A 23,093-nucleotide genomic window follows, 5' to 3' on the forward strand; every position below is an offset into this window, starting at 1 on the left:
TCAAACGGTGATCAGGTTAACGCTTTGCGCGCTGATAAAGGTACGGTAACGCCTGATGGCCTGTTCATCAGTGAACTGCTGCGTTTGCAAGCGTCCTTGTACGTAAACCAATGCGCCTTTATTGAGGTCGTGCACATTGATCAGCCGTTCGCCGATCTTGATATCATGCGTTTCGGTGTGAGTGGTAGTGGCCTCACGTCCTATTTGCTCTATCGTTAATAATGAAAAACAAAGTATACGCTCGCCGCCACTAACGTGCCAGCGGGGCTCTTTGATGATGCGTCCCATCAACATGACCTTATTTACACAAGAATTCTCTTTCATGTACGTTCCAAAAATGTATCTGACCTTGTAAGTGAACTGATCGAATCTGTCATCTCTTTCAGATCAAATGGCTTGGAGATAAAAACGTCGCAATGGTAATCGCCTAAAGAGCGGATCACCCTTGAATGTGCCGACATCAGCACCACCGGTAACTTGCAGGTAGCCTCATTGAATTTGACCTGGTGGCACATCTCGCCGCCATTGATACCATCAAGTATATAGTCAATGATCAAAATATCAGGTTCGTGCTGGTTTATCTCCTTTAATATATCTGGTGTTTCCAGCAAGCCGGTGACCTGATAACCTTCGTATGTAAGTATCTCGCTTAATACATCCAATACGGCTTCGTCGTTGTCTATGATCAGTATTCGTTTGCTACGCCCCTCTCTCGCCATGTTGATCTTTAGTTAGATGACGTAGCGAAGGTACAACCTATGGTTTTGGAACATAACGTATTTATACCCGAAAAACGTTTCGGTAAATACGTAAATTAATTATTGGTTAACCGGAGTGGATCACTGTAGCAGTGAGATACGGAAAGATCAATTGATCAGTCCGTTCTGTATGGCATAGCGGATCAGGGAGGCAGTGTTCTTGGTGCCGGTCTTTTCAATGAGCGACTGGCGGTAGTTCTCGATGGTGCGTTTGCTGGTGAACAGGCGGTCAGCGATCTCCTGGTTGGTCAGGCCGTCGGCGATGAGGATCAGCGTCTCGATCTCGCGTGAGGTGTATTCGATGCCGGTCTCGGCCTCTAATTTATGGCGGTTAGGCTGTTGGATCAGCCTGTCTAAAAAGCGTAGGGATAGTTCGGAGCAAATGTAACGGCCGTCGATATGGATATGCTGGAGCGAGAAGATCAGTTCATCGGCGCTTATGTTCTTGAGCAGGTAGCCGCTCACCCCAGCCTGGAAGGCTTGCACAACGTAGCGCTCGTGATCGAGCATACTCAGGATCACTACTTTTACGATCGAGCCCTGCTCTTTCAATCTTTCGGCCATCTCGATACCGCTCATTACGGGCATATTGATATCGGCCAGGATCATATCGGCGCTGATGCCACTATCGAGCAGGTCAAGTACCTCCTGGCCATTGAGTGCCTCGCCAACGATCTTAAGGTCCTTAACCTTTTCGAGCAGGTTACGGATGCCGTTGCGTACAATATTGTGGTCCTCTGCCAGTATGATCTTTACCATGGCGCTCTTTTAAGTATAACGCTAAAATATAGGAATATGCTTTTGGTGATCGATCAATTTTGCAAGATCAGCATGACCGTTACACAGATGCATTGATCTGGAAACGGTCGGATAAGGAGGCTTGAGGGTCACCGGCCACGTCATCAGGGTGCGGCATGGCGTAATATTCTCCCGTGATCAGCAGGCCCTGATCAGGCTGCTTTTCGACGGAGATCTTAAGAAAACCATGGGCCGCTTCGTTGTAGGTCACCAGGTCAACATCCTTTAATAATGGGCTATCGGCGGTAAAACGGGCATCATCGGTGGCGGCTATAGAGTGCAGTTCACTAAAACCGCCTGATCCTGCCACGATGTAGGTCAAAGAGCCGTTGGCGTAGTGTTTTTGGAAACGCTGATAGTTGTGCACATGGCCGCTTAATACCACATCTGGCCTGATACCTATCTGATCGAATACCCCTTCTAAAAGGCTGATCATATACGCGCTGGCGCCATGGTTGGTATCGGCTGAGTACGGCGCATGGTGCACGCACAAGATCACTGCCTTATCAGGGCGTTGGGCATTGGCGGCGATCAGTTCACTGATCAGCCATTGGCGTTGCTCCTCACTCACTGATCCGAACTTGGGCGTGTTGCTATGCATACCTATGATGGTGGCCAGTGGTGTATCCAGCGTCCAGTATACGTTGGGTTGCGTCATGCTTTTGCGTTCTGCTCCGTTGCTAAAGGGCACGATACGCGGCTCGGTGTCGCAAAAAACTGCGGTAAAAGCATCCAGGCTGCGGTATGGGTTCGCATCCTCGGGGTCTACCTCACTGTCATGATTACCGGCAATAGCAAATATGGGTCCCGGGTAGTTGCGGTAGGGCTCAAAGAACTGGCGTGCGTAACGCGCCGCCTGCCCGTGATGATAAACGATATCGCCCAAATGATACAGGAACTTGGGACGTTCCTTGTCGGTAAGATCGCCCTTGAACTGGCGGGCCATGGCATTTACCACCAGCTGCTGTGATCGCGGGTCGGTCACGTTACCGGTATCACCCACCATGTGGAACACCAGTTTGCGGGCATCGGGAGCCACGGCGGTCACCTCGCTCAGGTTCAAATGATAGGGGTATGCACCCGTGGGCTGGGGTAACGGCTGTATCTTATAACTATCGTCGGGCAAATCTTTCTTGAATACGGGGGTAGTATGTTTCTCTATCGCCATCAGGCTTTACGGGTTGGTGAACGGTGGCAAATCTACGGTTCACAATATAAATCAAAGGTTAAATGATGTTTTTATCCGGATGCAGCACCATCTCGATGTGGTCTATCCCATCCTCGTCATAGATCTCGCCTTCGGGCACGAAGCCTAACGAACCATAAAATTTGACCGCATAGTACTGAGCCCCGATGCGCACCGGCTGCGCGCCATACAGGTCAGCACACGCCTGGATCGATCTTTCCATCAACTCACGCCCTAAGCCGGTGCCCCTGAACGCAGGCGAGGTGACCACTCGACCGATCGATACTTCGGCATACGACACCCCTGCCGGCACGATGCGGCTATAAGCGGCCAGCGCTTCGCCCTTGTACAGCAACAGGTGATGGCATTTCTGGTCCTTATCATCAGCATCCAGGAAAACGCAGTTCTGCTCTACCACAAATACCTCGCTGCGCAGCTTTAATAATTGGTACAGTTGAATGTTGCTCAGTTGCTCGAATGACCGGATGACACTGGTAGTTTCCATAACACAAAGGTATGACAATTTAGTACCTAAAATGCCTTGCAAGCCCAACGCACATGAACAAAAACGACCAACGCAGGGTTAGTAGTGTTACCTGACCGAGGTATGAATATGAAGAAAGAGTTCAATATAGACAAGCTTTACGACCGTGTTTGGGACTGGCTGATCGCTTACGGGCCACGCTTTTTGCTGGGTATGGTGGTATTATTTGTGGGCATGTGGCTCATCCGCTGGCTGCTCGACCGCTCCCGCCAAGGTATGCACCGTAAAGAGATAGACCCATCGGCCAAACCGTTCCTGATCAGCATGTTGGGCGTGGCCATGCGGGTACTGCTCATCATCGGTGTGATGCAGATCATAGGACTTGAGTTGACGCTATTCACTGCCGTAGTAGGCGCCTTTGGTGTGGCCGCCGGCCTGGCCCTTTCGGGCACGTTACAGAACTTTGCCAGCGGTATCATGATCTTGCTGCTCAAGCCCTTCGTGATCGGCGATAATATACTTGCGCAGGGATTGGAAGGCACCGTGACCTCCATCGAGATATTTTATACCACCGTGACCACCTTTGACAACCGGGTGGTGATCATCCCCAACAGCAAACTCTCTAACGAGGTGATCATCAACATCAGCCGTGAAGGCAAGCGCCGAATGGATATCTCCTTTAAACTGCCCAATCAAATAGCCCTTACAGAGGCCAGGCAGGTGATCAACAATGCCATTGATAAGGTGAGCAACGTGTTGGTAGAACCCGCGCGCCGCATAGGTGTAAGCGAGCTGCAGTACGATGGTTACGTGGTGATGGTGAACGTTTGGGTGAACGCCCATGGCTATTACGACACCAAACTAACGCTACAGGAGACCATACTACAGGACATAAAGGATGCGGGCATCAAACTGCCCGGGTTATAAAAGCGCGAACAGCAGGATGCTGTAGGCTTACTGGCTAACGCTAAGGCCGGTAACATTCTCGCTGATGGTCTTTTTGTCGGTGATCTTACCAACGCTCACATTATTGAGCGTCACATTCTTTACCGGCAACTCTTTTTGCCCCTGTATCCTCGACATGAACTGCGCTTCTTTAGCGGTGATGTTACGCAGATGAACATCGCTGATCGGTGTCAGCTTTTTAATGGTGGTAGGTACCAGGTCGCGCCATTGGTAAAGCACGTCGGTCTCTATGCCCAATACGCCCAGGTCGATCTTGCCCGAACTGATATTGACCATGTTGATGTTCTTGACGTAGCCACCCATTCTCTCATTGGTCTTAATGAAGAGCAAATGGCCCAGTTTGGCGCCATCCTGTACGGTACAGTTCTCGGCCAAAACGTTCTCTATACCGCCCGAAAGTTCGCTGCCTATGGCGATCAGCTGGTGACCGTTCTTCACGAGGCAGTTACGGATCACGATGTTCTTGGACGGGGTCTTCAACCGCCAGCCCTCGGGGTTGCGGCCCGATTTGATGGCCACAGCATCATCGCCCTGGTCAAATTCACAATTTTCGATCAGCACGTTCTGGCTCATTTCGGGGTCTACCCCGTCGTTGTTATGGCCGTGCGCATATACCTTCAATTTGCGGATCACTACGTTGGTACACAAGTACGGGTGTATGGTCCAAAATGGACTATTCTGTATGGACACGCCCTCTATAAGCACATTATTGCAGCGGTTGAACTGGATGAACTGCGGGCGCAGGTGCGCCGTATCATTCACCATTTGCCTTTGCTCAACAGGCACATACTTTTCGGCCATCTGGTACAGGCGTTTCAGGCTTAGCATATGTGGCCTTGGCCTTGCGAACCATACCTTCCAAACATCCATCTTGGCCTTTAACTGTCCCTCGCCGGTAATGGCCACATTATCGCATTTATAAGCGTAGATCAAAGGCGAGTAGTTATAGCACTCCATGCCCTCCCAGGTGGTGTGCACGGCGGGCAGATAATCTTGCGGATCATCAGAGAACAGCAGCGTAGCGCCTTTGCTTAAGTGTAGCTCCACATTGCTTTTAAAATGCACCTTGACCGTAGGCCACTCACCGGGTGGGATCACCACCACGCCGCCACCTGCCGCATTGGCTCTGGTAATGGCGTCGGCTATGGCTTTGCTATTACGGGTCTTGTCCCGTTCGGCGGTGCCTAAGCCGGTCACCTCAAATTTGGGGCATCTGGACAGATCAGGCACCTTGATGGCCGGCATAGCAAAAGGGGCTTTTACGGTCACTTTGGTGAACTGTACTTTGCTCCCTTTTTGAGCTTGTGAAACGAATGGCGATGCCGCGAGGGCCACCAACAGCATGATCTTGTTGAAACTACGCATGCTCAATATTAAACATTTATAACCATTTGCAAGGCAGGCGCGCCCGGTATCGATCAGAACTTTAAAGCCACGCTACCCAGGAACTGGGCTGGTGCCTGCGGTGTCAAACGCACCGACCAGGCCTTTTCGCTGGTGAGGTTGTTGACCTTAAAGCTTACGCGATATTTAGGCTGATCATAAAATAGCGCGGCATCAAACATGGTGTACGACGGGATGATCACCTTGGTGGTACGGTTGTTCAATTGGTACGACCGGCTACCGTAATTACCACCGAAACCGGCACCCAAACCGTTCAATTGACCTTTAGACACACGGTAGCTTGCCCAAAAGTTGATCATTTGATCAGGGCCCGAACCATCAGGGCGTAAGCCATTGATATCGGCATTGGCATTGGTGATCACGCTGTAGTTATAGGCGTACCCGGCCACTACATTGAAGCCGGTAAAGGGGTTGGCGGTCAGGTCCACCTCAACGCCCTGGCTTTTGCGGGTACCATCCTGAATAGAGTAGTTGGTATTGTTAGGGTCGGTGCGCAATACATTCTTCACCCTGATATCATAGTAGCTCACCGAGCCGGTAAGGCGATGGCCGAACAAGTTGCCTTTAGCGCCGAATTCCATCTGGTTGGCATGCTCGGGCCTGAACGGTGTACCATCGGCGGCCTGACCGCTCCGGTTAAAGAAACCGCCCATGTAGTTACCGAACAACGACAGCCTGTCCTTAGCCACCTCATACACCAATCCCATTTTTTGTGATACGGATGTTTGCTTGTACGGACCTATGGATACGCCATTGGCACCAAGTCCGCCGGCGGTTTGCCCGGTATTGACATTGTAAACGCCCAGATACTGGTAACGATCCACCCTGATGCTACCCATTACCAGCAACTGATCGGTGATGTTGAACGCATCTGACACGTAAGCGGCATAGGTATTATCACGGTTCTTCTCCTTACGCAATGTGCCACCGGTATTGGCGGCCGAATCTACCTTGAAACGGCTGATGCGATAATTGGCATTAGGCACCAGGTAATTTACCGCAGGCAGGTTAACGGTAACGCGGTCAAAATCGTTGAAATTATTATAATAATCGAGCCCTGCCACGATGCGGTTGCGGTGGTCAGCGATGTTCAGATCACCGATAAAGTTCTGCTGAATATCCGTAGCGATAAAATTAGTGGCGCCAACGATGATGTTAGGGATCAGCGTGTTGTTGGCCCTGCCGTTGAGCGCGGTGATATATCCGTTAATAGTGGAGCGTGCACGTGACACCACGGTCTGTGATGTCCACTGGCTTGATATCTTGTAATTGGCCTGGGCAAAAATATTGAGCATTTGTGTACTGTAGGTCAGGTCATTGCTCATGAAGGTGCGGTTGTAAGGCACGCCGATATCTTCAATGGTCTGTGTTTTACCACTGGTGGTAAGCGGGTTAAAACGCACTACGGAGGTGCCTTTTTCCTGACCGAACTCTACCTCCAGCAGTAACGACAGCCGGTCGGTGATCTGGTACGAGAAACTTGGCGCCAGCGACAGATTATTGGTGAAGCCCTGATCCTGAAACGTTTTTTGGTGCGTAGTGGCCGCATTGAGGCGGAACAGGGCCGTTTTATCGGCGTTCACCGGACTGTTCACATCTACGGTCAAGCGGTTCAGGTTCCAGCTACCGCCAGTGTAAGCCACCTCGCCGCCCACATCATTATATGGCCGCTTGGTGACGCGGTTGAACAGGCCACCGTAGCTGCTGGATATATTGGTACCGAACAATGTGGTGGATGGACCTTTGATGGCCTCGATACGTTCCAGGTTCACCGGATCGATCGACGAGAAGGCCGCACCGGCCACACCATTACGGGCATTGGGTTCCGTCTCGAAACCACGCGAACGGAAGGTCACCCGGCCCTGGTTAGCGATCATAGGGATGCCCGCACCCGGTACGTTCTTGGAGATGCTTCCAAGATCGATGGCCACCTGTTCCTGAATGAGTTCTTTGGAAACGGTGTTATACACCTGCGGGTTCTCCAGGTATTTGAGGGGCATCCGCGCCACAAAGCGGGTCTCTTTTTTGGAGAACTTGTTAGTGCCGCTGGCTACGGTCACTTCCTGTAAAGCCTGTACGTTCTCTTTAGGAAGTTGGTGATCGGCGGTAACGGTTTGCCCGGCCACAACGGTCACTTCTATATCTTTCTCGGTGGCACCCAATACCTGTATCTTGATGTGGTACCTACCGGGTGAAACGTTGTTGAACGTGTAATGTCCGTTCCCGTTAGTTAGTGTGGCCCGGCCCGTCTCTTTAATGGATACCGATACCGAAGCAAAGGGCTGACCATCTATCAGGGTCACGGTTCCGGTGATGGTGCCGGTGTTTTGTGCTAATAAAGGCTGAAAAGTGAACAGCAGAAAAGTAACCAGGACGGCTCGTAAAAATAGGGTCATGCAGCAATAATTAGGGTTGATGCTGCAAATATATGACCTTTATTTATAATTGGTCTAAATAATATTAAAGTTCATCCCCAATTTGTTACACTTGCCCCAAGTGTTAAGCAGCTCCCTTGTTATCCCAATGATCTTTGATCACCTTGCCCTCGGCATCGGTCACTATGCGGCGCACAAAACGGTCACCTTTGATCATACCCTGCTCATTGAATTCGCCCAGGAACAACAGCACCGGGCGGCCTATCGCGTCCGTTTTAAATTGCAGGTCGTACCTCCCCATCTGTTTCTCGATCATGGCATCAGCCTCGTAGGTGCGGTTCAATATCTTCATGATCTGTTTACCCAGTTTCATACGCTTGACTATAAAGTTTGACCAACGGCCGCTTGAGCGGCCTTGTTAGCTGTAAGGGATCGGATCTGAAAATAAGTTATAGGGATCGGCTAAACGGAACGCCCCGGTCCGAACATTCGGACTCAAGGGCGTATATCTATTTTACAGATCAGCGCGCTGGTTGTTTGGAAGATGATGGCGTCAAGCCGGCAAGAGTTGGGCCTTAGTTCATGCGTTGTATAGCTTCGAGCACGGCACGCATCCGCTCCATCACTGCTTGCTGATGCGCGGCCGATATCTCGCTTTCCAACTGGGCCGACAATACGCGCAACTCGGCGAACAGGTCGCTTTTTTGGTAAGTATCGCTGCTGACGCTGGTATCTAACAATTGCGGCCGCACCAGGTAACTGATTTGTCCTTGATCTTCGATATGGTAGCAACTAACACGCACGTTCCTTAACTTACGGTCACGGTCCCAATGCCTGATCGGTCGTTCGTAAGTAATGTCTCCTTGAAGTTCTCTCACCTTGGCCCTCAGCGATGGGGTATCCTCTTTTGGTCTGATGTCCGCATATGGTCATCGTCATAAAATCGGCGTGGGTAAACCCGTAGTGATGGGTAGCGGCCTCGTTCACCTCCAAAAAACGCAAACTCGCCGGGTCGAACATCCACATGGGCTCCGTACTTTGATAGAACAGCTTACTCATATCGGTAACGCGCCGTTCCTGGCCTACCAGCAAATGTGCTGGCGATAAGTTCAGTGCCGAACAAAGCGATATCAATCGGTCTACCGTAAGCGCGGTCTGTCCCGATTCGATGTTACTGTAGCCGTTCTGGCTCATATCTATCTTGCCGGCCAAATAGCTTTGTGAGTAGCCCAGTTCGTTCCTGCGCTGTTTAATGACCTTGATGACCTGGTTGAGTGATCTTTGTTCCATAGGTTAACATTGGTGGATACAAACATAAATATAACACTTATTCTACTGTTCCGTTCACATAACGTGTAGTTGTAACATCTACGTTAGAGAACCAACTAAATTTCCACAATATCGGTGAGGCCGATAGGTCACAGTTGGAATAAGCGCTTTTGTTTACCGGCAAATATTCTCTTATTTGCAATATGAACGTGATCGACCTGTTCGAAAAAGGAAGCGAATTAGCTTACCGCTCATGCATCCCGCATGTGTCGGTCGATTGCGTGGTGTTCGGTTTCCACGAGTCATCACTAAAAGTGTTACTGCTGAAGATGAAGGGCTTTAACAAGTGGGGCCTGCCCGGCGGTTACGTCAAAAAAGAAGAGGACCTTGACCATGCTGCTTACCGCATCCTGAAAGCACGCACCGGCGCCTCGGTCATCTTCCTCGATCAGTTCAAGGTGTTCGGCAAGATGGGGCGATCAGAGGCCGATATGTCGCACCTGCCCGAGCATGTTTGGCAGCGGCAGCGCTTTGTTTCGGTAGGCTACTATGCATTGGTGAACTACGGCGAGATCACACCTGTGACCGACCGCATATCTGAACGCTGTGAATGGATGGACATAGACGCGTTGCCCGATATGATGATGGACCATCATGAGATATTGGAGAACGCGCTCCGTACCCTTCGCCGCAACATCAACTACACCCCTATCGGCCTTAACTTGCTGCCGCGTGAATTCACCATGCCGCAGTTACAGCGTTTGTACGAGATCATTTTGGGCAAACCCCTGCATCGCGGTAACTTTCAGCGCAAGATCCATAGCTTCAACATCCTGGTGAAGCATAACACTACCCCGAGCAAACAGGCGCATCGCCCGCCTATACTATATAGTTTCGACACCGAACGTTACAATGAGGCCCTCCAAAATGGCCTTAAACAGGAGTGGTGATCACTTTGCCTGATAATTAAGATCAGGCCGGTGAAAATTTGTAACGATCATAATATATATTTGGAAAAGTAGAAGAGGCTATTATCTTTGTCTCTGAATGAGACATACTACTCGATGTCTGTCATTCATCAAGTTACATGTATAGCAGTTGTACGGTCATACACGTTTGACGCTACGCTGCTGCTGACTCTGCAAGTTACCAATACTTGCTTCATTTAACTATCGATATAAACCTGCTTTATGGCAACCAATACTTATGATGCAATAGTTGTAGGCTCCGGTATATCCGGCGGCTGGGCAGCTAAAGAACTGACCGAAAAAGGTTTGAAGACCTTATTGCTTGAACGTGGTCGCAACATCGAGCACATCAAGGATTACGTTAACGCCAATACGGCTCCCTGGGAGTTCGCGCACCGCGGTACACCTACCCAGCAAATGAAAAGAGACCACCCGGTACTGAAGCGCGACTACGTGCTGTCAGAGACCAACGAGGACTACTGGGTCGATGAAAAGGAAAGCCCTTACATCGAAAAAGAGCGCTTCGATTGGTTCAGGGGCTATCATGTGGGCGGCCGCTCCCTTATGTGGGGACGCCAATCATACCGTTGGCACAACATGGACTTTGAGGCCAACGCTAAGGACGGCATTGCCGTTGACTGGCCTATACGCTACGCCGACCTGGCACCATGGTATAGCTACGTAGAAAAGTTCGCTGGTATATCAGGCAACCGTGATGGTGTGCCTATCCTGCCCGATGGCGATTTTATGCCACCAATGGATATGAACGTGGTGGAAAAGGATGTTGCCGCCCGCTTAAAGAAACAATTTAACGGTAGCAGGCACATGGTGATCGGCCGTGTGGCCAACATCACCGTACCTCACGAAGGCCGTGCCAACTGCCAGTATCGTAACAAATGCTGGTTGGGTTGCCCATTCGGCGCTTACTTCAGCACACAATCGGCCACCCTGCCAGCGGCAATGAAGACCGGCAACCTTACCCTGCGCCCATGGAGCATCGTGACCAGGGTGATCTATGATAAGGATACCAAACTGGCCAAAGGTGTGGAGGTGCTTGATGCCGAGACCAACAAGACCTACGAATACTACGCCAAGGTGATATTTCTCAATGCATCTACCATCAACACAGCAGCTATATTGATGCGCTCGGCCACTGATATTTGGCAAGGCGGTTTGGGTAGCAGCAGCGGCGAACTGGGCCACAACATTATGGACCACCACCTTAACGTAGGTGCATCAGGCATGGTGGAGGGTTATGAAGACAAATACGTTTACGGCCGCAGGGCCAACGGTATCTATATCCCTCGGTACCGCAACCTCAATGGCGAAAAACGCGATTACATCCGTGGCTTTGGTTACCAGGGCAGCGCCTCGCGTGAGCGTTGGAGCCGCAACATACCGGAGATGACCATTGGTGCCCAGTTCAAGGACGAACTGAGCGAACCGGGCAGTTGGAAAATGGGCGTGGGCGGCTTTGGCGAGACCTTGCCTTACCACGAGAACCGCATGTGGCTGGATAAGGATAAAAAAGACAAGTGGGGCCTGGCCGTACCGGTGATTGATGCTATAGTGCGCGACAACGAGAAAAAGATGCGCATCGACATGATGAACGATGCCGCCGAGATGCTGGAAGCCGTTGGTGTTAAAGACGTGAACTCTTACAATGAAGCTGCGATATTAGGCCGTGGTATACATGAGATGGGTACCGCCCGCATGGGTCGTGACCCTAAAACATCGGTACTGAACGAGTGGAACCAGGTTTGGGACGCCAAGAACGTTTACGTGACCGATGGCGCTGCCATGACCTCGGCCGCCTGCCAAAACCCGTCGCTTACCTACATGGCCCTGACGGCCCGCGCTGCCGACCATGCGGTATCAGAGTTGAAGAAAATGAACATCTAATCTCATTTACGCTGATACCATGAAAAACGACGAGGAAGAAAAAAAAGGGATCACCTCCCGCCGCGACTTTTTAAAGACCGGTATGCTGGCCGCCGCCGGCTTCATGATCGTGCCCCGCTATGTATTAGGGGGCCGTGGTTACGTAGCCCCGAGTGACCGGCTGGTGATCGCCGGCGTAGGCGCAGGAGGCAAGGGTGAGACCGACATCAGCAATTTTTACAAAAGTGGCAAGGCCGAGATCGGTTACCTGTGCGATGTTGACGACCGCCGTGCGGCCAACATGGTCAAAAAGTTCCCGAAGGCTAAATATTACAAGGATTGGCGCGAGCTGTTCGACAAAGAGCATAAACATATTGATGCGGTATCGGTGGCTACGCCCGATCATAACCATGCGATCATTACCTATCATGCTATGCAGCTGGGTAAGCATGTGTATGTTGAAAAACCGCTTACCCACGATATTTGGGAAGCCCGCATGCTTACCCAGGCCGCCAAAAAATATAAGGTGGTCACACAAATGGGTAATCAGGGTGCATCTAATGACGGTACCCGGTTACTGTCGGAGTGGTACGATGCCGGTTTGATCGGCGATGTGCACACCGTGTATTGCTGGACCAACCGCCCCGTATGGCCGCAAGGCATTGCCTGGCCATCTACAGGCGGCAACATCCCTAAAGAACTGGACTGGGACCTTTGGCTGGGTACCGCACCCTACAAGCCTTATGTAGATAAACTGGTACCGTTCAACTGGCGTGGTTGGTGGGATTATGGCACCGGTGCACTGGGCGATATGGGTTGCCACCTCATCGAGGCTCCGTTCCGCGTTCTTGACCTCAAATATGTCAAATCAGTACAGTCGAGCGTGGGCAGCGTTTACGTTGATGAATTTAAAAAAGGCGTGTTCCCTGAAAGCTGCCCGCCATCGAGCCACGTTACCCTTACCTTCCCTAAGACCGGCAAAACGAAGGGCGACATCTCCCTGCACTGGATGGACGGCGGTATCCAGCCCGAACGCCCTGACGAGTTAGGCCCGAACGAAAAATGGGGCGGCGAAGAAGGCAACGGTACGCTGTTCATCGGCACCAAAGGAAAAATGTATGCCAGCACCTACTCTACCGCACCAACGCTTTTACCAAAATCGTTGACCGAGCAGGCCAAGGCTCCGCAAAAGTGGGCCCGTGTACCGGGCGGTTCCAACGGCCATTACACCCAATGGGTGGAGGCATGTTTGGCCGGCTATGGTAAACAGGAACTGAGCTCACCGTTCGAGGTGGCTGGTCCGCTTACGGAGGCCTTACTAATGGCCAACCTGGCCGTTAGGGGACATGACCTGCCGGGCGGGCAATTCAAATACGAATGGGACAACAGTGCCATGAAAGTGACCAATTTTGATGCAGTGAACCAGTACGTGAAGCGTAATTACCGCAGCGGCTGGGACCTGAAAGTATAATGATCTATTGACCTGAATTATATCGATGATATTATGGACAGAAGAGAAGCTATAAACCGCGTGGCCCTGTTGCTGGGCGGTACCGTGATCGGAGCCGAGTTCCTGCTATCGGGCTGCAAGCCCGGCGGATCAGTGAACACCGATGACCTTTTTGACCAGGACACCGTTGCCTTTTTGAACGAGGTTGCCGAAACCATTTTGCCACGTACCGAAACACCGGGCGCCAAAGCTGCCGATGTAGGCGGCTTTATGGCCAAGATGGTGCGTGACTGCTATGAGGAGGAAGACCAAAAAGTATTCAAAAAAGGCGTTAATGAACTTAACGACGCCTGCAAAAAGAAATTTGACCGCAACTTTATGGAGGCGGAGCCTGACCAGCGTACCCAACTGCTGATCGACCTGGACAAGGAACAGGCTGCCTACAGCAAAAAGAAGGAGAAAGATGCTCCTAACCATTATTTCACCATGATCAAGCAGCTGACGCTGTTCGGTTATTTTACCTCTGAGATAGGTTGCACCAAGGCACAACGTTACCTGCCGGTGCCGAGCAAATACAACGGTGATTACCCGTACCGTAAAGGCGATAAGGCCTGGGCACTCGCTTAAAGGATATACATCTGCTTATGAAGTTAAAGTTAGGAATGATCGGCGGCGGTCAAGGTGCCTTTATAGGTGCCGTACACCGTATCGCCTCCCGTATAGATGATGAGTATGAACTGGTATGCGGTGCGTTCAGCAGCAATGCCGAACGTTCAAAGGCCAGCGGTGCAGCACTGGGCATCAGTGATGAACGCGTTTATGGCACTTACCAGGAGCTGATCGAAAAAGAACAACAACTGCCCGAAGATATTCGTGTGCAGGTGATCAGCATCGTTACCCCTAATCACGTACATTTTGAACCAGCCAAACTGGCGCTGCAAAGTGGCTTCCATGTGGTATTGGATAAACCCATGACGCTGACACTACAGCAGGCCAAAGAATTGCGCGACGTGGCGAAAAGCAGCGGCAAGTTACTTTGCCTTACTCACACTTATACCGGCTACCCAATGGTGAAACAAGCCAGGGAGCTGGTGGCCGCAGGCCATATAGGCCAGGTGCGTAAAGTATATGCCCAATATCCACAGGGATGGTTGAGCACCTTTGCCGAGGGCGATGATAACAAGCAGGCCTCATGGCGCACCGACCCATCGCAAAGCGGCATTGCCGGAGCTATGGGCGACATTGGTACCCATGCGTTTAACCTGACCGAATATGTGAGCGGCCTGCAGGTAAGCCACCTGTGTGCTGATATCAATACCGTGGTGCCCGGCCGTAAACTGGATGATGATGGTGCCGTACTACTCCGCTTTGACAGTGGTGCGAGCGGCGTGATCACTGCCACACAAATAGCTGCTGGTGCCGAGAACAATGTGAAGATCAGTGTTTACGGTGACAAAGGCGGCCTCGAATGGCAACAGGACGATGCCAACTCGCTGATCGTGCGTTACCTGGACAAGCCTGCGGAGATATGGCGTACCGGCGGTGGGTATACATCAGCCACGGCTCAGTTCAATACCCGTACCCCATCGGGTCATCCCGAAGGTTACCTGGAAGCCTTTGCTAACCTGTACCGCAACTTTGCGCTTACCGTGAAAGCAAAGGAGCAAAAGGAAGAACCTACCGCTGCAATGCTCGACTTCCCTGGTGTGGAAGAAGGCGTACGCGGCATGGCCTTCATCGAGAATGTGATCGCCTCTGGCCGATCTGAACAAAAGTGGACACCATTTACCATCTAACCTATGTTGACCATTAAAGGACCAGCCATATTCATAGCCCAATTCATAAGCGATAAAGCTCCGTTCAACGATCTAAGGTCCATTGCGCAATGGGCAGCAGGTTTGGGCTACAAAGGCCTGCAACTCCCTACCGGTGATCCGCGCTTCATCGACTTACAGAAAGCGGCCGAAAGCAAGGATTACGCCGACGAGATCAAAGGCATCGTGAATGAGGCCGGTTTGGAGATAACCGAACTATCGACCCATACACAAGGTCAATTAGTGGCCGTTAACCCGATCTATAACGAACTATTTAACGCTTTTGCTCCTCAGCATCTGCATAACGACCCTAAAGCACGCCAGGAATGGGCCGTGCAACAGGTCAAGTATGCCGCCAAAGCATCGCAGAACCTTGGCCTTAAAGCCAGCGTGACCTTTAGTGGTGCATTGGCCTGGCCTTTCATTTACCCGTGGCCGCAACGCCCCGCCGACCTGGTGAAAGAAGCTTTTGACGAGTTGGGCCGCCGTTGGACACCCATCCTTGATGTATACGAGGAATGCGGTATCGATTTGTGTTACGAACTGCACCCTGGCGAGGACCTGCACGACGGTATCACTTATGAGATGTTCCTGGACCGGGTAGGCCAGCACCAGCGGGCCAACCTGCTGTTCGACCCATCACACTATGTGCTGCAATGCCTCGATTACCTGGACCATATCGATATCTACCATGAACGCATCAAGATGATGCACGTGAAGGATGCCGAATTTAACCCTACCGGGCGCCAGGGCGTTTACGGTGGCTACCAGAATTGGATTGATCGTGCTGGGCGCTTCCGTTCACTGGGTGATGGCCAGGTGGACTTCAAAGCCATTTTCAGCAAGATGGCTCAATATGATTTCCCTGGGTGGGCCGTGCTGGAATGGGAATGTGCCCTCAAGCACCCGGAAGACGGTGCCCGCGAAGGCGCCAAATTCATTGCCGACCACATCATCCACGTGACCGACCACGTATTTGACGATTTTGCCTCATCAGGCACTGACACCTCGATCAATAAAAAAATATTAGGACTATAACCTACCGACCATGAAAAAGACACTCATCATACTCTCTGTTACCGCTACCTGCCTGTTCGCGGCGGCCTGCGGCGGCTCGCAAAAAGAAGACAAGATCAGCACCGATACCACCATCGCCACTGATCAGAACGCGGTGGCCCAAAACCCGAACGCCGCGCAAGATACCACCGGCAGCATAGGTACCGAGAACACGGCCACCAGCGTGGCCACCAAGTCTAAGGGTGCCAATTTGATCGCCTCGTCAGACTGTTTGAGCTGCCACAAAGAGCACGATAAATTAGTGGGCCCATCATACGCCGAGATAGCGGCCAAATACAAAAAGGATGATATTGACAAACTGGCCGATAAGATCATTAAAGGTGGCTCGGGCAGCTTTGGCGATGTGCCCATGTCGCCCCACCCTGCTTTAAGCGCCGATGACGCCAAGGAAATGGTTAAATACATACTGACCGTTAAATAGCAGCTTATGAACACAAGGATCAAGATCCAGTTATCGACCATGATGTTCCTGGAGTTCTTTATCTGGGGCGCATGGTTCGTTACGCTTGGCACCTACCTGCTTAAAGGACTTAACACCAATGCAACCGAGGTGGGTGTGGCCTATCTCACGCAATCAATAGGCGCGATAGTTGCACCTTTCATTGTTGGGTTGATCGCCGATAAATACTTTTCGGCACAAAAGATATTAGGCGTACTACACATCGTGGGTGCGGTCATGTTATGGTGCTGCTCTACCGCACCTGACTTTGGTGCGTTCTACCCCTACGTATTGGCCTACATGATCATTTACATGCCAACGCTGGCTCTGGTCAATTCTATTTCGTTCAGGCAAATGACCGACCCAAGCAAAGAGTTCCCTCCTATCAGGGTATTGGGTACTTTGGGCTGGATCGTAGCCGGCTTCGCTATTGGCTGGTTAGGTTGGGAACAAAGTGGCACGTTGGATCTGACCTTCAAGACCGCTGCTGCCGCATCATTGGTGCTTGGCCTATTCAGCTTCACACTACCTGCCACACCACCGCTTAAAAAAGGAAGCGCTACCTCAGTACGCGATATTTTAGGACTGGATGCCATCGGCCTTTTAAAAGACCGTTCGTACCTGGTATTCTTTTTAGCATCGGTGGCCATTTGCGTACCGTTGGCATTTTATTACAACTTCACCAACCCGTTCCTGAACGAAACAGGCATGGAAGGTGCCGCCGGCAAGCAAGCTTTCGGGCAGGTGTCAGAACTGGTGTTCATGGCGCTGATGCCACTTTTCTTTAAAAGATTGGGCGTCAAAAAGATGCTGGCTGTGGGTATGCTGGCCTGGGTGCTACGTTATGTGATGTTCGCTTACGGTAATATCGAGACCAATTACTGGATGCTGATCGCGGGTATCGTACTGCATGGCATTTGTTATGATTTCTTCTTTGTTACGGGTCAGATCTACACTGATGAACTGGCTGGCGAAAAATTTAAAAGCGCGGCACAGGGCTTTATCACGCTGGCCACTTATGGTGTGGGTATGCTGGTAGGTTTCGTCATGTCGGGTCCTATCGTTGATGCACACAAGACCGCCACAGGCCACAACTGGCAACAGATCTGGATGATCCCGGCAGCCATTGCGGCAGTGGTTCTGATCCTGTTCCTGTTGTTGTTCAAGGACCGCAACAAAGCCGGACAATTGGCCACTGATACTGAGCTACCACGCAACCTGAACGCTACACCCGACCCTTTATAATTAAACTATTTTACTTAGATCCCCTCTCAATTAATATGAGCACCGACCGCAGATCAGCCATCAAGAACATAGTTGCCGGTACAGCGGCACTATCCGCTACCGGCATGCTGGGTAACATAAATGCTATGGCCACTTCAACCGAACAGAATACCGCCCTCAAAGGCAACATCAACCACTCAGCCTGTCGCTGGTGCTACCAGGATATCCCACTCGAAACACTTTGCGCCGAAGGCAAAAAATTAGGTCTTACGGGTATCGACCTGGTCGGTCCGCGCGAATGGGACACGCTTAAAAAGTACGGTTTGCACTCATCCATGTGTAACGGTGCCGAGATCAACCTGGTAGATGGTTTTAACGATAAAAAGTTCCATGCCACGCTGATCAAGCAATACAGCGAGATGATCCCGCTGGTGGCTAAGGCCGGTTATACCAATCTGATCTGCTTCAGCGGCAACAAACGCAACAAAAGTGATGAGGAAGGCTGGCAAAACTGTGTGGATGGCCTAAAGCAACTGATGCCATTGGCCGAAAAGCACAAAGTGGTGCTGGTGATGGAGTTGCTGAACAGCAAGCTGAATCATAAAGATTACCAGGCCGACCGTACCTGGTGGGGTGCGGAACTTTGTAAAAAACTAGGCTCTGAGAATTTCAAATTGCTTTATGATATCTATCACATGCAGATAGATGAGGGCGATGTGATCACCAACATTAAAGATTTCCACCCATACATAGCACATTATCATACTGGTGGCGTACCCGGCAGGCACGAGATAGATGAGACACAGGAATTATTTTACCCGGCGATCATGCGTGCCATACTGACCACAGGTTATAAAGGCTTCGTTGCACAGGAGTTCGTTCCTACCGCGAAGGATAAATTGAGTTCATTAAAAAAATGTATACAGATCTGTGATGTATAAGCATCCCTGACCAAATTACCGTCGAACATGACCAACAGAAGAACATTTATATTACAGGCAGGATTGGTAGGCGCGGGCCTGGCCATACTGCCCAAATTGCTTATGGCAAAAGGCAATAACGTGGCCGGACTGCAGTTGTACACCCTGCGCCAGCAATTACCTGCTGATGTTAAAGGCGTGATCGCCAAAGTGGCTCAGGCCGGTTACAAAGAGGTAGAGGTTTATGGCTACAGCAAAGCCAAAGGCTTTTGGGGCCTTACCCCTGCCGAGTTCAAAGCTTTAATTGATCAGCATGGCCTAAAGTCGCCGAGCGGCCATTACGGCATGGACCAACTGCTGGAGACCGGCAGCCCTGATGAGGTGAACGATGCCATTGAAGCGGCAAAAGTATTGGGCCATACCTACGTGACCATGCCTTACATCAATGCTAAATACCGCAAAACCGCAGCCGACATCAAGAACATCGTAGAGAAGGTTAACATTGCCGCTGCCCACATCAAAAAGGCCGGATTGAAGATGGCCTACCATAACCATGATTTTGAACTGATCCCGGTAGAAGGTGTGACCTTGTATGAATCACTATTAAAAGGCACTAAGCCCGGAATGGTAGATTTTGAGATGGACCTTTACTGGGTGGTACGTGCCGGCCATGACCCTGTGAAATGGTTCGAGCGTTTCCCTGGCCGTTTTACTATGGTACACGTAAAGGATATGGATAAGCAAGATAACAAACTGAACACCGAGGTGGGTTCGGGCGCTGTTAACTTTAAAGCCATTTTTGCTAAAGCCAAGGTGGCAGGCATCAAACACTACATTGTTGAGCAAGAGAACTTCAAGATAGACCCGTTCGTGAGCATCACCCAAAGCTGCCGTTATTTATTAGATAAATTGTTGAGCTAAGCCTTATAGATATGAAGCACACAAGATCTTTTTTACTAAGCGTTGCAGCTATGGCTCTTTACGTAAATGCCGAGGCACAGCAAAATGCGAAACCTCAGGACACCGAAACCTGGACACCTGTGCCTGCCAAAGTAAATGTGGGCAAGGCACATGCCATGGTGGCCCCTCCATCTGATGCTGTGATCCTTTTCAACGGCAAGGGTTTGGATGAGTGGGTATCCAACGCCGACCGCAACAAACCTGCCGACTGGAAGGTTGATGGCGATGCATTAGTGGTGAATAAGCAGGCCGGCAACATCGAGACCAAGCGCATGTTCGGTAGTTACCAATTGCATTTGGAGTGGAAGATACCGGCAAACATTACCGGCGAAGGGCAAGCACGCGGCAACAGCGGTGTGTTCCTGGCCTCGTTAGGTAAAGGCGATCCGGGGTATGAGTTGCAGATCGTAGACTCATATGATAATAAGACCTACGTGAACGGAATGGCCGGCAGTATCTACAAGCAATTCGCACCGTTGGTGAATCCGTCGCGCGAGCCCGGTCAATGGCAAACCTATGATGTGATCTGGAACGCTCCTGAATTTGAGGAAAGCGGCACCGTGAAACGCCCGGCCACAGTGACCGTGATCTGGAACGGTGTGATCGTTCAGAACAATACTACCCTGATGGGCCCCACACAGTACATTGGCAAACCTTCGTACTCGGTAAAACATGGCAAGGCGCCTATCAAATTACAGGCTCATGGCGATAAAAGCGAACCGATCAGCTTCCGCAACATTTGGATCAGGGAGTTGTAATCGCTTGATCTGACTATAAAGAGAAAAGGCCGGAGGTTAATAACATCCGGCCTTTTCTCTTTTATCAATACTGGTTATGAACCAACATTATAGGCATCCTTCCAGCGCACGATCTCCTGACCATACAGGGCCTGGTTGGCCAGATGGACACATATAGCGGTCTTAGCACCGGTGTATACGTTCGAATCGGGTAGCTTGCCACTTCCTATGGTCTTGTAAAGGTCGTTCAGGGCATACCAGGTACCGTCCTTTGTGGGTTCGGGGAGGATGGATGTGCCTCCCTCCTTTTCCCAGGTGATACGGGTCGCGCCGGTGACCCCGTCAACAAGACCTTTTTCTTTGATGAGGCTCTTCTCGGGATAGAACATTCCCTGGTCTGTCAGTAAGGATACTGTGCCTTTGGTACCCTTGATCTTGAACAGGTAACCATCGCGGCTGTTACCGCAGGTAGCACCAAAATTGCCTACCATGTTCTGGTCATTGTAACGCAAAGCTACTTGTACATTGTCGTAGGTCTCTCGCCCATCCTTGAACACATCGATGCCTCCCGTAGCCATGAATTCATCAGGGTGCGTATCAAATGCCCAGTTAATGAAGTCGACCTGGTGTGACAGCAATTCGGCTACCAATCCTCCCGAATATTCTTTGTACATGCGCCAGTTGATCTGCCGCTCCAGTGATGGGTCAGGCACCGGCCTGCGCCAATTGGCGTTACGGTCCCAACGACAGTCTACCTGGCTGATCTTACCTAAATAACCTTTGTTGATCATCTCCTTTACGCGGTAATAAAGCGGCGAATAACGGTATTGATGACCTACCTGCACCACCTGCTTAGGCCGGCTTTTAACGAGTTTCACCAGATCAAGTGCCTGTTGCACGTTGTAGGTCATCGTTTTTTCCAGGTACAGGTGCTTATCAGCCTTCAAACTATCTACGGCTATAGGGTAGTGCATATTGAGCGGCACAGCGATCACCACCACCTCTACGGCCTTGTCATCAAGCAACTTGCGATGGTCGGTATACTGTTTAAATTGCGAGGCTTTTGAGATCTTTTGTGCCTCACGCAGCCGCATATCCAACACGTCGCACACGGCCACTACGCTGAATTTGTCGGGCATCTCTTCGATCACGCGGATGATCCCTTTACCACGATCGCCACAACCGATAACGCCCACTTTGATCACGCGGTCGGCCGGTAAAGCAAATGTATCTTGTGTGCTGAGGTACAGGCCACCTAATGCTATCCCGCCGTTCCTCACAAAAGTTCTTCTATTCATGTTGATCTGTATACAAATATTTAGTGAACACCTGGGTCGCTGTATCGGCCACCGTACCATCCGGTTTGCGGTAAACGATGTAAGCGCCCATATCTGTTCGGTTAGCTATCCATGTTAATGTTCTTTTCAGTCCAAGCACCATAAAGCCATTATCGATACCATCCGCAGTGATGCCATCTTTGGCGAGCACTGTCACGCTGATCATCTCATTATCGGCCGGGTGCCCGGTACGTGGGTCGATGATATGCGACAACTTTTTACCACCTGCCTCCACGTATTTACGATAGTTGCCCGAGGTGGTGACCGCACCATCAGTAAGGCCGATCACCTTGCGGAAAGGTTCAGGCATCAGATCATTACCACTGATGCCCTCCACACCGATACTGAACGGCTTGCCATCAGGCTTAGTACCTTTCACACGCAGTTCACCACCGATCTCGGCCATGTAGCTACTCACCTTTTTGCTTTGCAGCAAACGCCCTAACAGGTCGGCGGTATAGCCTTGTGCTATGCCGTTAAGGTCAAGCTGCACCTTGGGGTCAAGCTTGTGCAGGAAGTTGCCTTCCAGCCTGATCTTGTGCATGCCTACATGGGCAAGCACTGCTTTGATCTGCGCATTATCCGGCAACCGGCCGCTCTTTGTAATATCAGCCCCCCAGGCATCTACCAAAGGTTTAACGGTAACATCTACTGCACCGTCCGTGGCCTTATTGATCTCGAATGCCTTTTTGACCAGCACCCTAAACGGCTCATCGATAGTGATGCCTTTGACCGACCCATTGAACCGGCAGATCAGCGACGTAGGCAGGTATAACGATACTGACCGGTCAATGCTTTTCAGTTCATCATCTACCTGCTTTTTGCTCACCACCGCATTCGCCGCATAATAAACGATGTGGTATGTGGTGCCCTGAGCAAAGCCGCTGATCTCATATCGTTGTAAAGGTCGGCTCACAGGCAGCGTAAAAGCCAGCAAGGGCATAAGGGCCAATAAAGCCATTACCCTACCCCGGCCGCCGCCAATAAGATCGCCTTTCAACATGATGATCACTCACTTAGGTTAGGGCCTCACCACAAGAACTGGT

The 23,093-nt window shown here is 50.9% G+C and carries 24 protein-coding genes; 12 read left to right on the forward strand and 12 right to left on the reverse strand.

Annotation, left to right across the window (positions count from 1 at the left end; all coding sequences use genetic code 11):
- The 5 genes from LLH06_RS15840 to LLH06_RS15860 all read right to left on the reverse strand — a co-directional run bounded on the left by LLH06_RS15840 (position 1) and on the right by LLH06_RS15860 (position 3,247).
- A complete protein-coding gene (locus LLH06_RS15840) occupies positions 1 to 324 on the reverse strand; it encodes a single-stranded DNA-binding protein (protein WP_228170268.1) in 324 nt (107 codons plus the stop codon).
- Entirely contained in the window at positions 321 to 719 is a 399-nt protein-coding gene (locus LLH06_RS15845; RefSeq protein ID WP_228170269.1) for a response regulator, read from the reverse strand. The genes LLH06_RS15840 and LLH06_RS15845 overlap by 4 nt, the downstream gene beginning before the upstream one ends.
- Before the next feature lie 147 nt (positions 720 to 866).
- Positions 867 to 1,517 (reverse strand): response regulator transcription factor, encoded by a 651-nt coding sequence (locus LLH06_RS15850; protein ID WP_228170270.1) that lies wholly within the window; start codon positions 1,515 to 1,517, stop codon positions 867 to 869.
- Positions 1,518 to 1,596: 79 nt separating this feature from the next.
- A complete protein-coding gene (locus tag LLH06_RS15855; protein ID WP_228170271.1) occupies positions 1,597 to 2,724 on the reverse strand; it encodes a metallophosphoesterase family protein in 1,128 nt (375 codons plus the stop codon).
- A 58-nt stretch (positions 2,725 to 2,782) separates the two neighbouring features.
- Complete coding sequence (locus LLH06_RS15860; RefSeq protein ID WP_228170272.1) at positions 2,783 to 3,247, reverse strand: GNAT family N-acetyltransferase; 465 nt, start codon at positions 3,245 to 3,247, stop codon at positions 2,783 to 2,785.
- Between the two features lie 102 nt (positions 3,248 to 3,349).
- Between LLH06_RS15860 and LLH06_RS15865 the strand changes: the two genes are divergently transcribed.
- A complete protein-coding gene (locus LLH06_RS15865) occupies positions 3,350 to 4,153 on the forward strand; it encodes a mechanosensitive ion channel family protein (RefSeq protein ID WP_228170273.1) in 804 nt (267 codons plus the stop codon).
- 27 nt (positions 4,154 to 4,180) lie between these two features.
- On the opposite strand, the gene LLH06_RS15870 is transcribed toward LLH06_RS15865, so the two are convergent.
- From LLH06_RS15870 to LLH06_RS15890, 5 genes are all read right to left on the reverse strand, one after another.
- The gene (locus tag LLH06_RS15870; RefSeq protein ID WP_228170274.1) at positions 4,181 to 5,557 is read right to left on the reverse strand and encodes a glycoside hydrolase family 28 protein; all 1,377 of its coding nucleotides are present in this window, start codon (positions 5,555 to 5,557) and stop codon (positions 4,181 to 4,183) included.
- Positions 5,558 to 5,610: 53 nt separating this feature from the next.
- Positions 5,611 to 7,992: a TonB-dependent receptor gene (locus LLH06_RS15875; protein WP_228170275.1), complete on the reverse strand. Its 2,382-nt coding sequence runs from the start codon at positions 7,990 to 7,992 to the stop codon at positions 5,611 to 5,613.
- 103 nt (positions 7,993 to 8,095) lie between these two features.
- A complete protein-coding gene (locus LLH06_RS15880; protein ID WP_228170276.1) occupies positions 8,096 to 8,344 on the reverse strand; it encodes a hypothetical protein in 249 nt (82 codons plus the stop codon).
- Positions 8,345 to 8,546: 202 nt separating this feature from the next.
- Positions 8,547 to 8,849 (reverse strand): hypothetical protein, encoded by a 303-nt coding sequence (locus LLH06_RS15885; protein ID WP_228170277.1) that lies wholly within the window; start codon positions 8,847 to 8,849, stop codon positions 8,547 to 8,549.
- The gene (locus LLH06_RS15890; protein WP_228170278.1) at positions 8,791 to 9,261 is read right to left on the reverse strand and encodes a helix-turn-helix domain-containing protein; all 471 of its coding nucleotides are present in this window, start codon (positions 9,259 to 9,261) and stop codon (positions 8,791 to 8,793) included. Before LLH06_RS15890 ends, LLH06_RS15885 begins: the two co-directional genes overlap by 59 nt.
- A gap of 182 nt (positions 9,262 to 9,443) precedes the next feature.
- Between LLH06_RS15890 and LLH06_RS15895 the strand changes: the two genes are divergently transcribed.
- From LLH06_RS15895 to LLH06_RS15945, 11 genes are all read left to right on the forward strand, one after another.
- Positions 9,444 to 10,190 (forward strand): NUDIX hydrolase, encoded by a 747-nt coding sequence (locus LLH06_RS15895; RefSeq protein ID WP_228170279.1) that lies wholly within the window; start codon positions 9,444 to 9,446, stop codon positions 10,188 to 10,190.
- Positions 10,191 to 10,430: 240 nt separating this feature from the next.
- Entirely contained in the window at positions 10,431 to 12,110 is a 1,680-nt protein-coding gene (locus LLH06_RS15900) for a GMC oxidoreductase (protein ID WP_228170280.1), read from the forward strand.
- A gap of 19 nt (positions 12,111 to 12,129) precedes the next feature.
- Entirely contained in the window at positions 12,130 to 13,560 is a 1,431-nt protein-coding gene (locus LLH06_RS15905) for a Gfo/Idh/MocA family protein (RefSeq protein ID WP_228170281.1), read from the forward strand.
- A gap of 33 nt (positions 13,561 to 13,593) precedes the next feature.
- A complete protein-coding gene (locus LLH06_RS15910; RefSeq protein WP_228170282.1) occupies positions 13,594 to 14,166 on the forward strand; it encodes a gluconate 2-dehydrogenase subunit 3 family protein in 573 nt (190 codons plus the stop codon).
- Between the two features lie 17 nt (positions 14,167 to 14,183).
- The gene (locus LLH06_RS15915) at positions 14,184 to 15,335 is read left to right on the forward strand and encodes a Gfo/Idh/MocA family protein (RefSeq protein WP_228170283.1); all 1,152 of its coding nucleotides are present in this window, start codon (positions 14,184 to 14,186) and stop codon (positions 15,333 to 15,335) included.
- A gap of 3 nt (positions 15,336 to 15,338) precedes the next feature.
- Complete coding sequence (locus tag LLH06_RS15920; protein WP_228170284.1) at positions 15,339 to 16,391, forward strand: sugar phosphate isomerase/epimerase family protein; 1,053 nt, start codon at positions 15,339 to 15,341, stop codon at positions 16,389 to 16,391.
- A gap of 10 nt (positions 16,392 to 16,401) precedes the next feature.
- Positions 16,402 to 16,851: a c-type cytochrome gene (locus LLH06_RS15925; protein WP_228170285.1), complete on the forward strand. Its 450-nt coding sequence runs from the start codon at positions 16,402 to 16,404 to the stop codon at positions 16,849 to 16,851.
- Positions 16,852 to 16,857: 6 nt separating this feature from the next.
- Positions 16,858 to 18,114 carry a nucleoside permease gene (locus tag LLH06_RS15930; RefSeq protein ID WP_228170286.1) on the forward strand — a complete coding sequence of 419 codons (1,257 nt, stop codon included), beginning with the start codon at positions 16,858 to 16,860 and terminating at the stop codon, positions 18,112 to 18,114.
- Between the two features lie 35 nt (positions 18,115 to 18,149).
- Positions 18,150 to 19,034: a hydroxypyruvate isomerase family protein gene (locus LLH06_RS15935; protein WP_228170287.1), complete on the forward strand. Its 885-nt coding sequence runs from the start codon at positions 18,150 to 18,152 to the stop codon at positions 19,032 to 19,034.
- 27 nt (positions 19,035 to 19,061) lie between these two features.
- Positions 19,062 to 19,934 (forward strand): sugar phosphate isomerase/epimerase family protein, encoded by an 873-nt coding sequence (locus tag LLH06_RS15940; RefSeq protein WP_228170288.1) that lies wholly within the window; start codon positions 19,062 to 19,064, stop codon positions 19,932 to 19,934.
- 50 nt (positions 19,935 to 19,984) lie between these two features.
- Entirely contained in the window at positions 19,985 to 20,731 is a 747-nt protein-coding gene (locus LLH06_RS15945) for a 3-keto-disaccharide hydrolase (RefSeq protein WP_228170289.1), read from the forward strand.
- A 74-nt stretch (positions 20,732 to 20,805) separates the two neighbouring features.
- Here LLH06_RS15945 and LLH06_RS15950 read toward each other — a convergent pair whose 3' ends face one another.
- Positions 20,806 to 22,008 carry a Gfo/Idh/MocA family protein gene (locus LLH06_RS15950; RefSeq protein ID WP_228170290.1) on the reverse strand — a complete coding sequence of 401 codons (1,203 nt, stop codon included), beginning with the start codon at positions 22,006 to 22,008 and terminating at the stop codon, positions 20,806 to 20,808.
- Entirely contained in the window at positions 22,001 to 23,050 is a 1,050-nt protein-coding gene (locus LLH06_RS15955; RefSeq protein ID WP_228170291.1) for an FAD:protein FMN transferase, read from the reverse strand. Before LLH06_RS15955 ends, LLH06_RS15950 begins: the two co-directional genes overlap by 8 nt.
- Positions 23,051 to 23,093: the final 43 nt, after the last annotated feature.

Origin of the sequence: Mucilaginibacter daejeonensis (genome assembly GCF_020783335.1) — a bacterium.
GTDB lineage: Bacteria > Bacteroidota > Bacteroidia > Sphingobacteriales > Sphingobacteriaceae > Mucilaginibacter > Mucilaginibacter daejeonensis.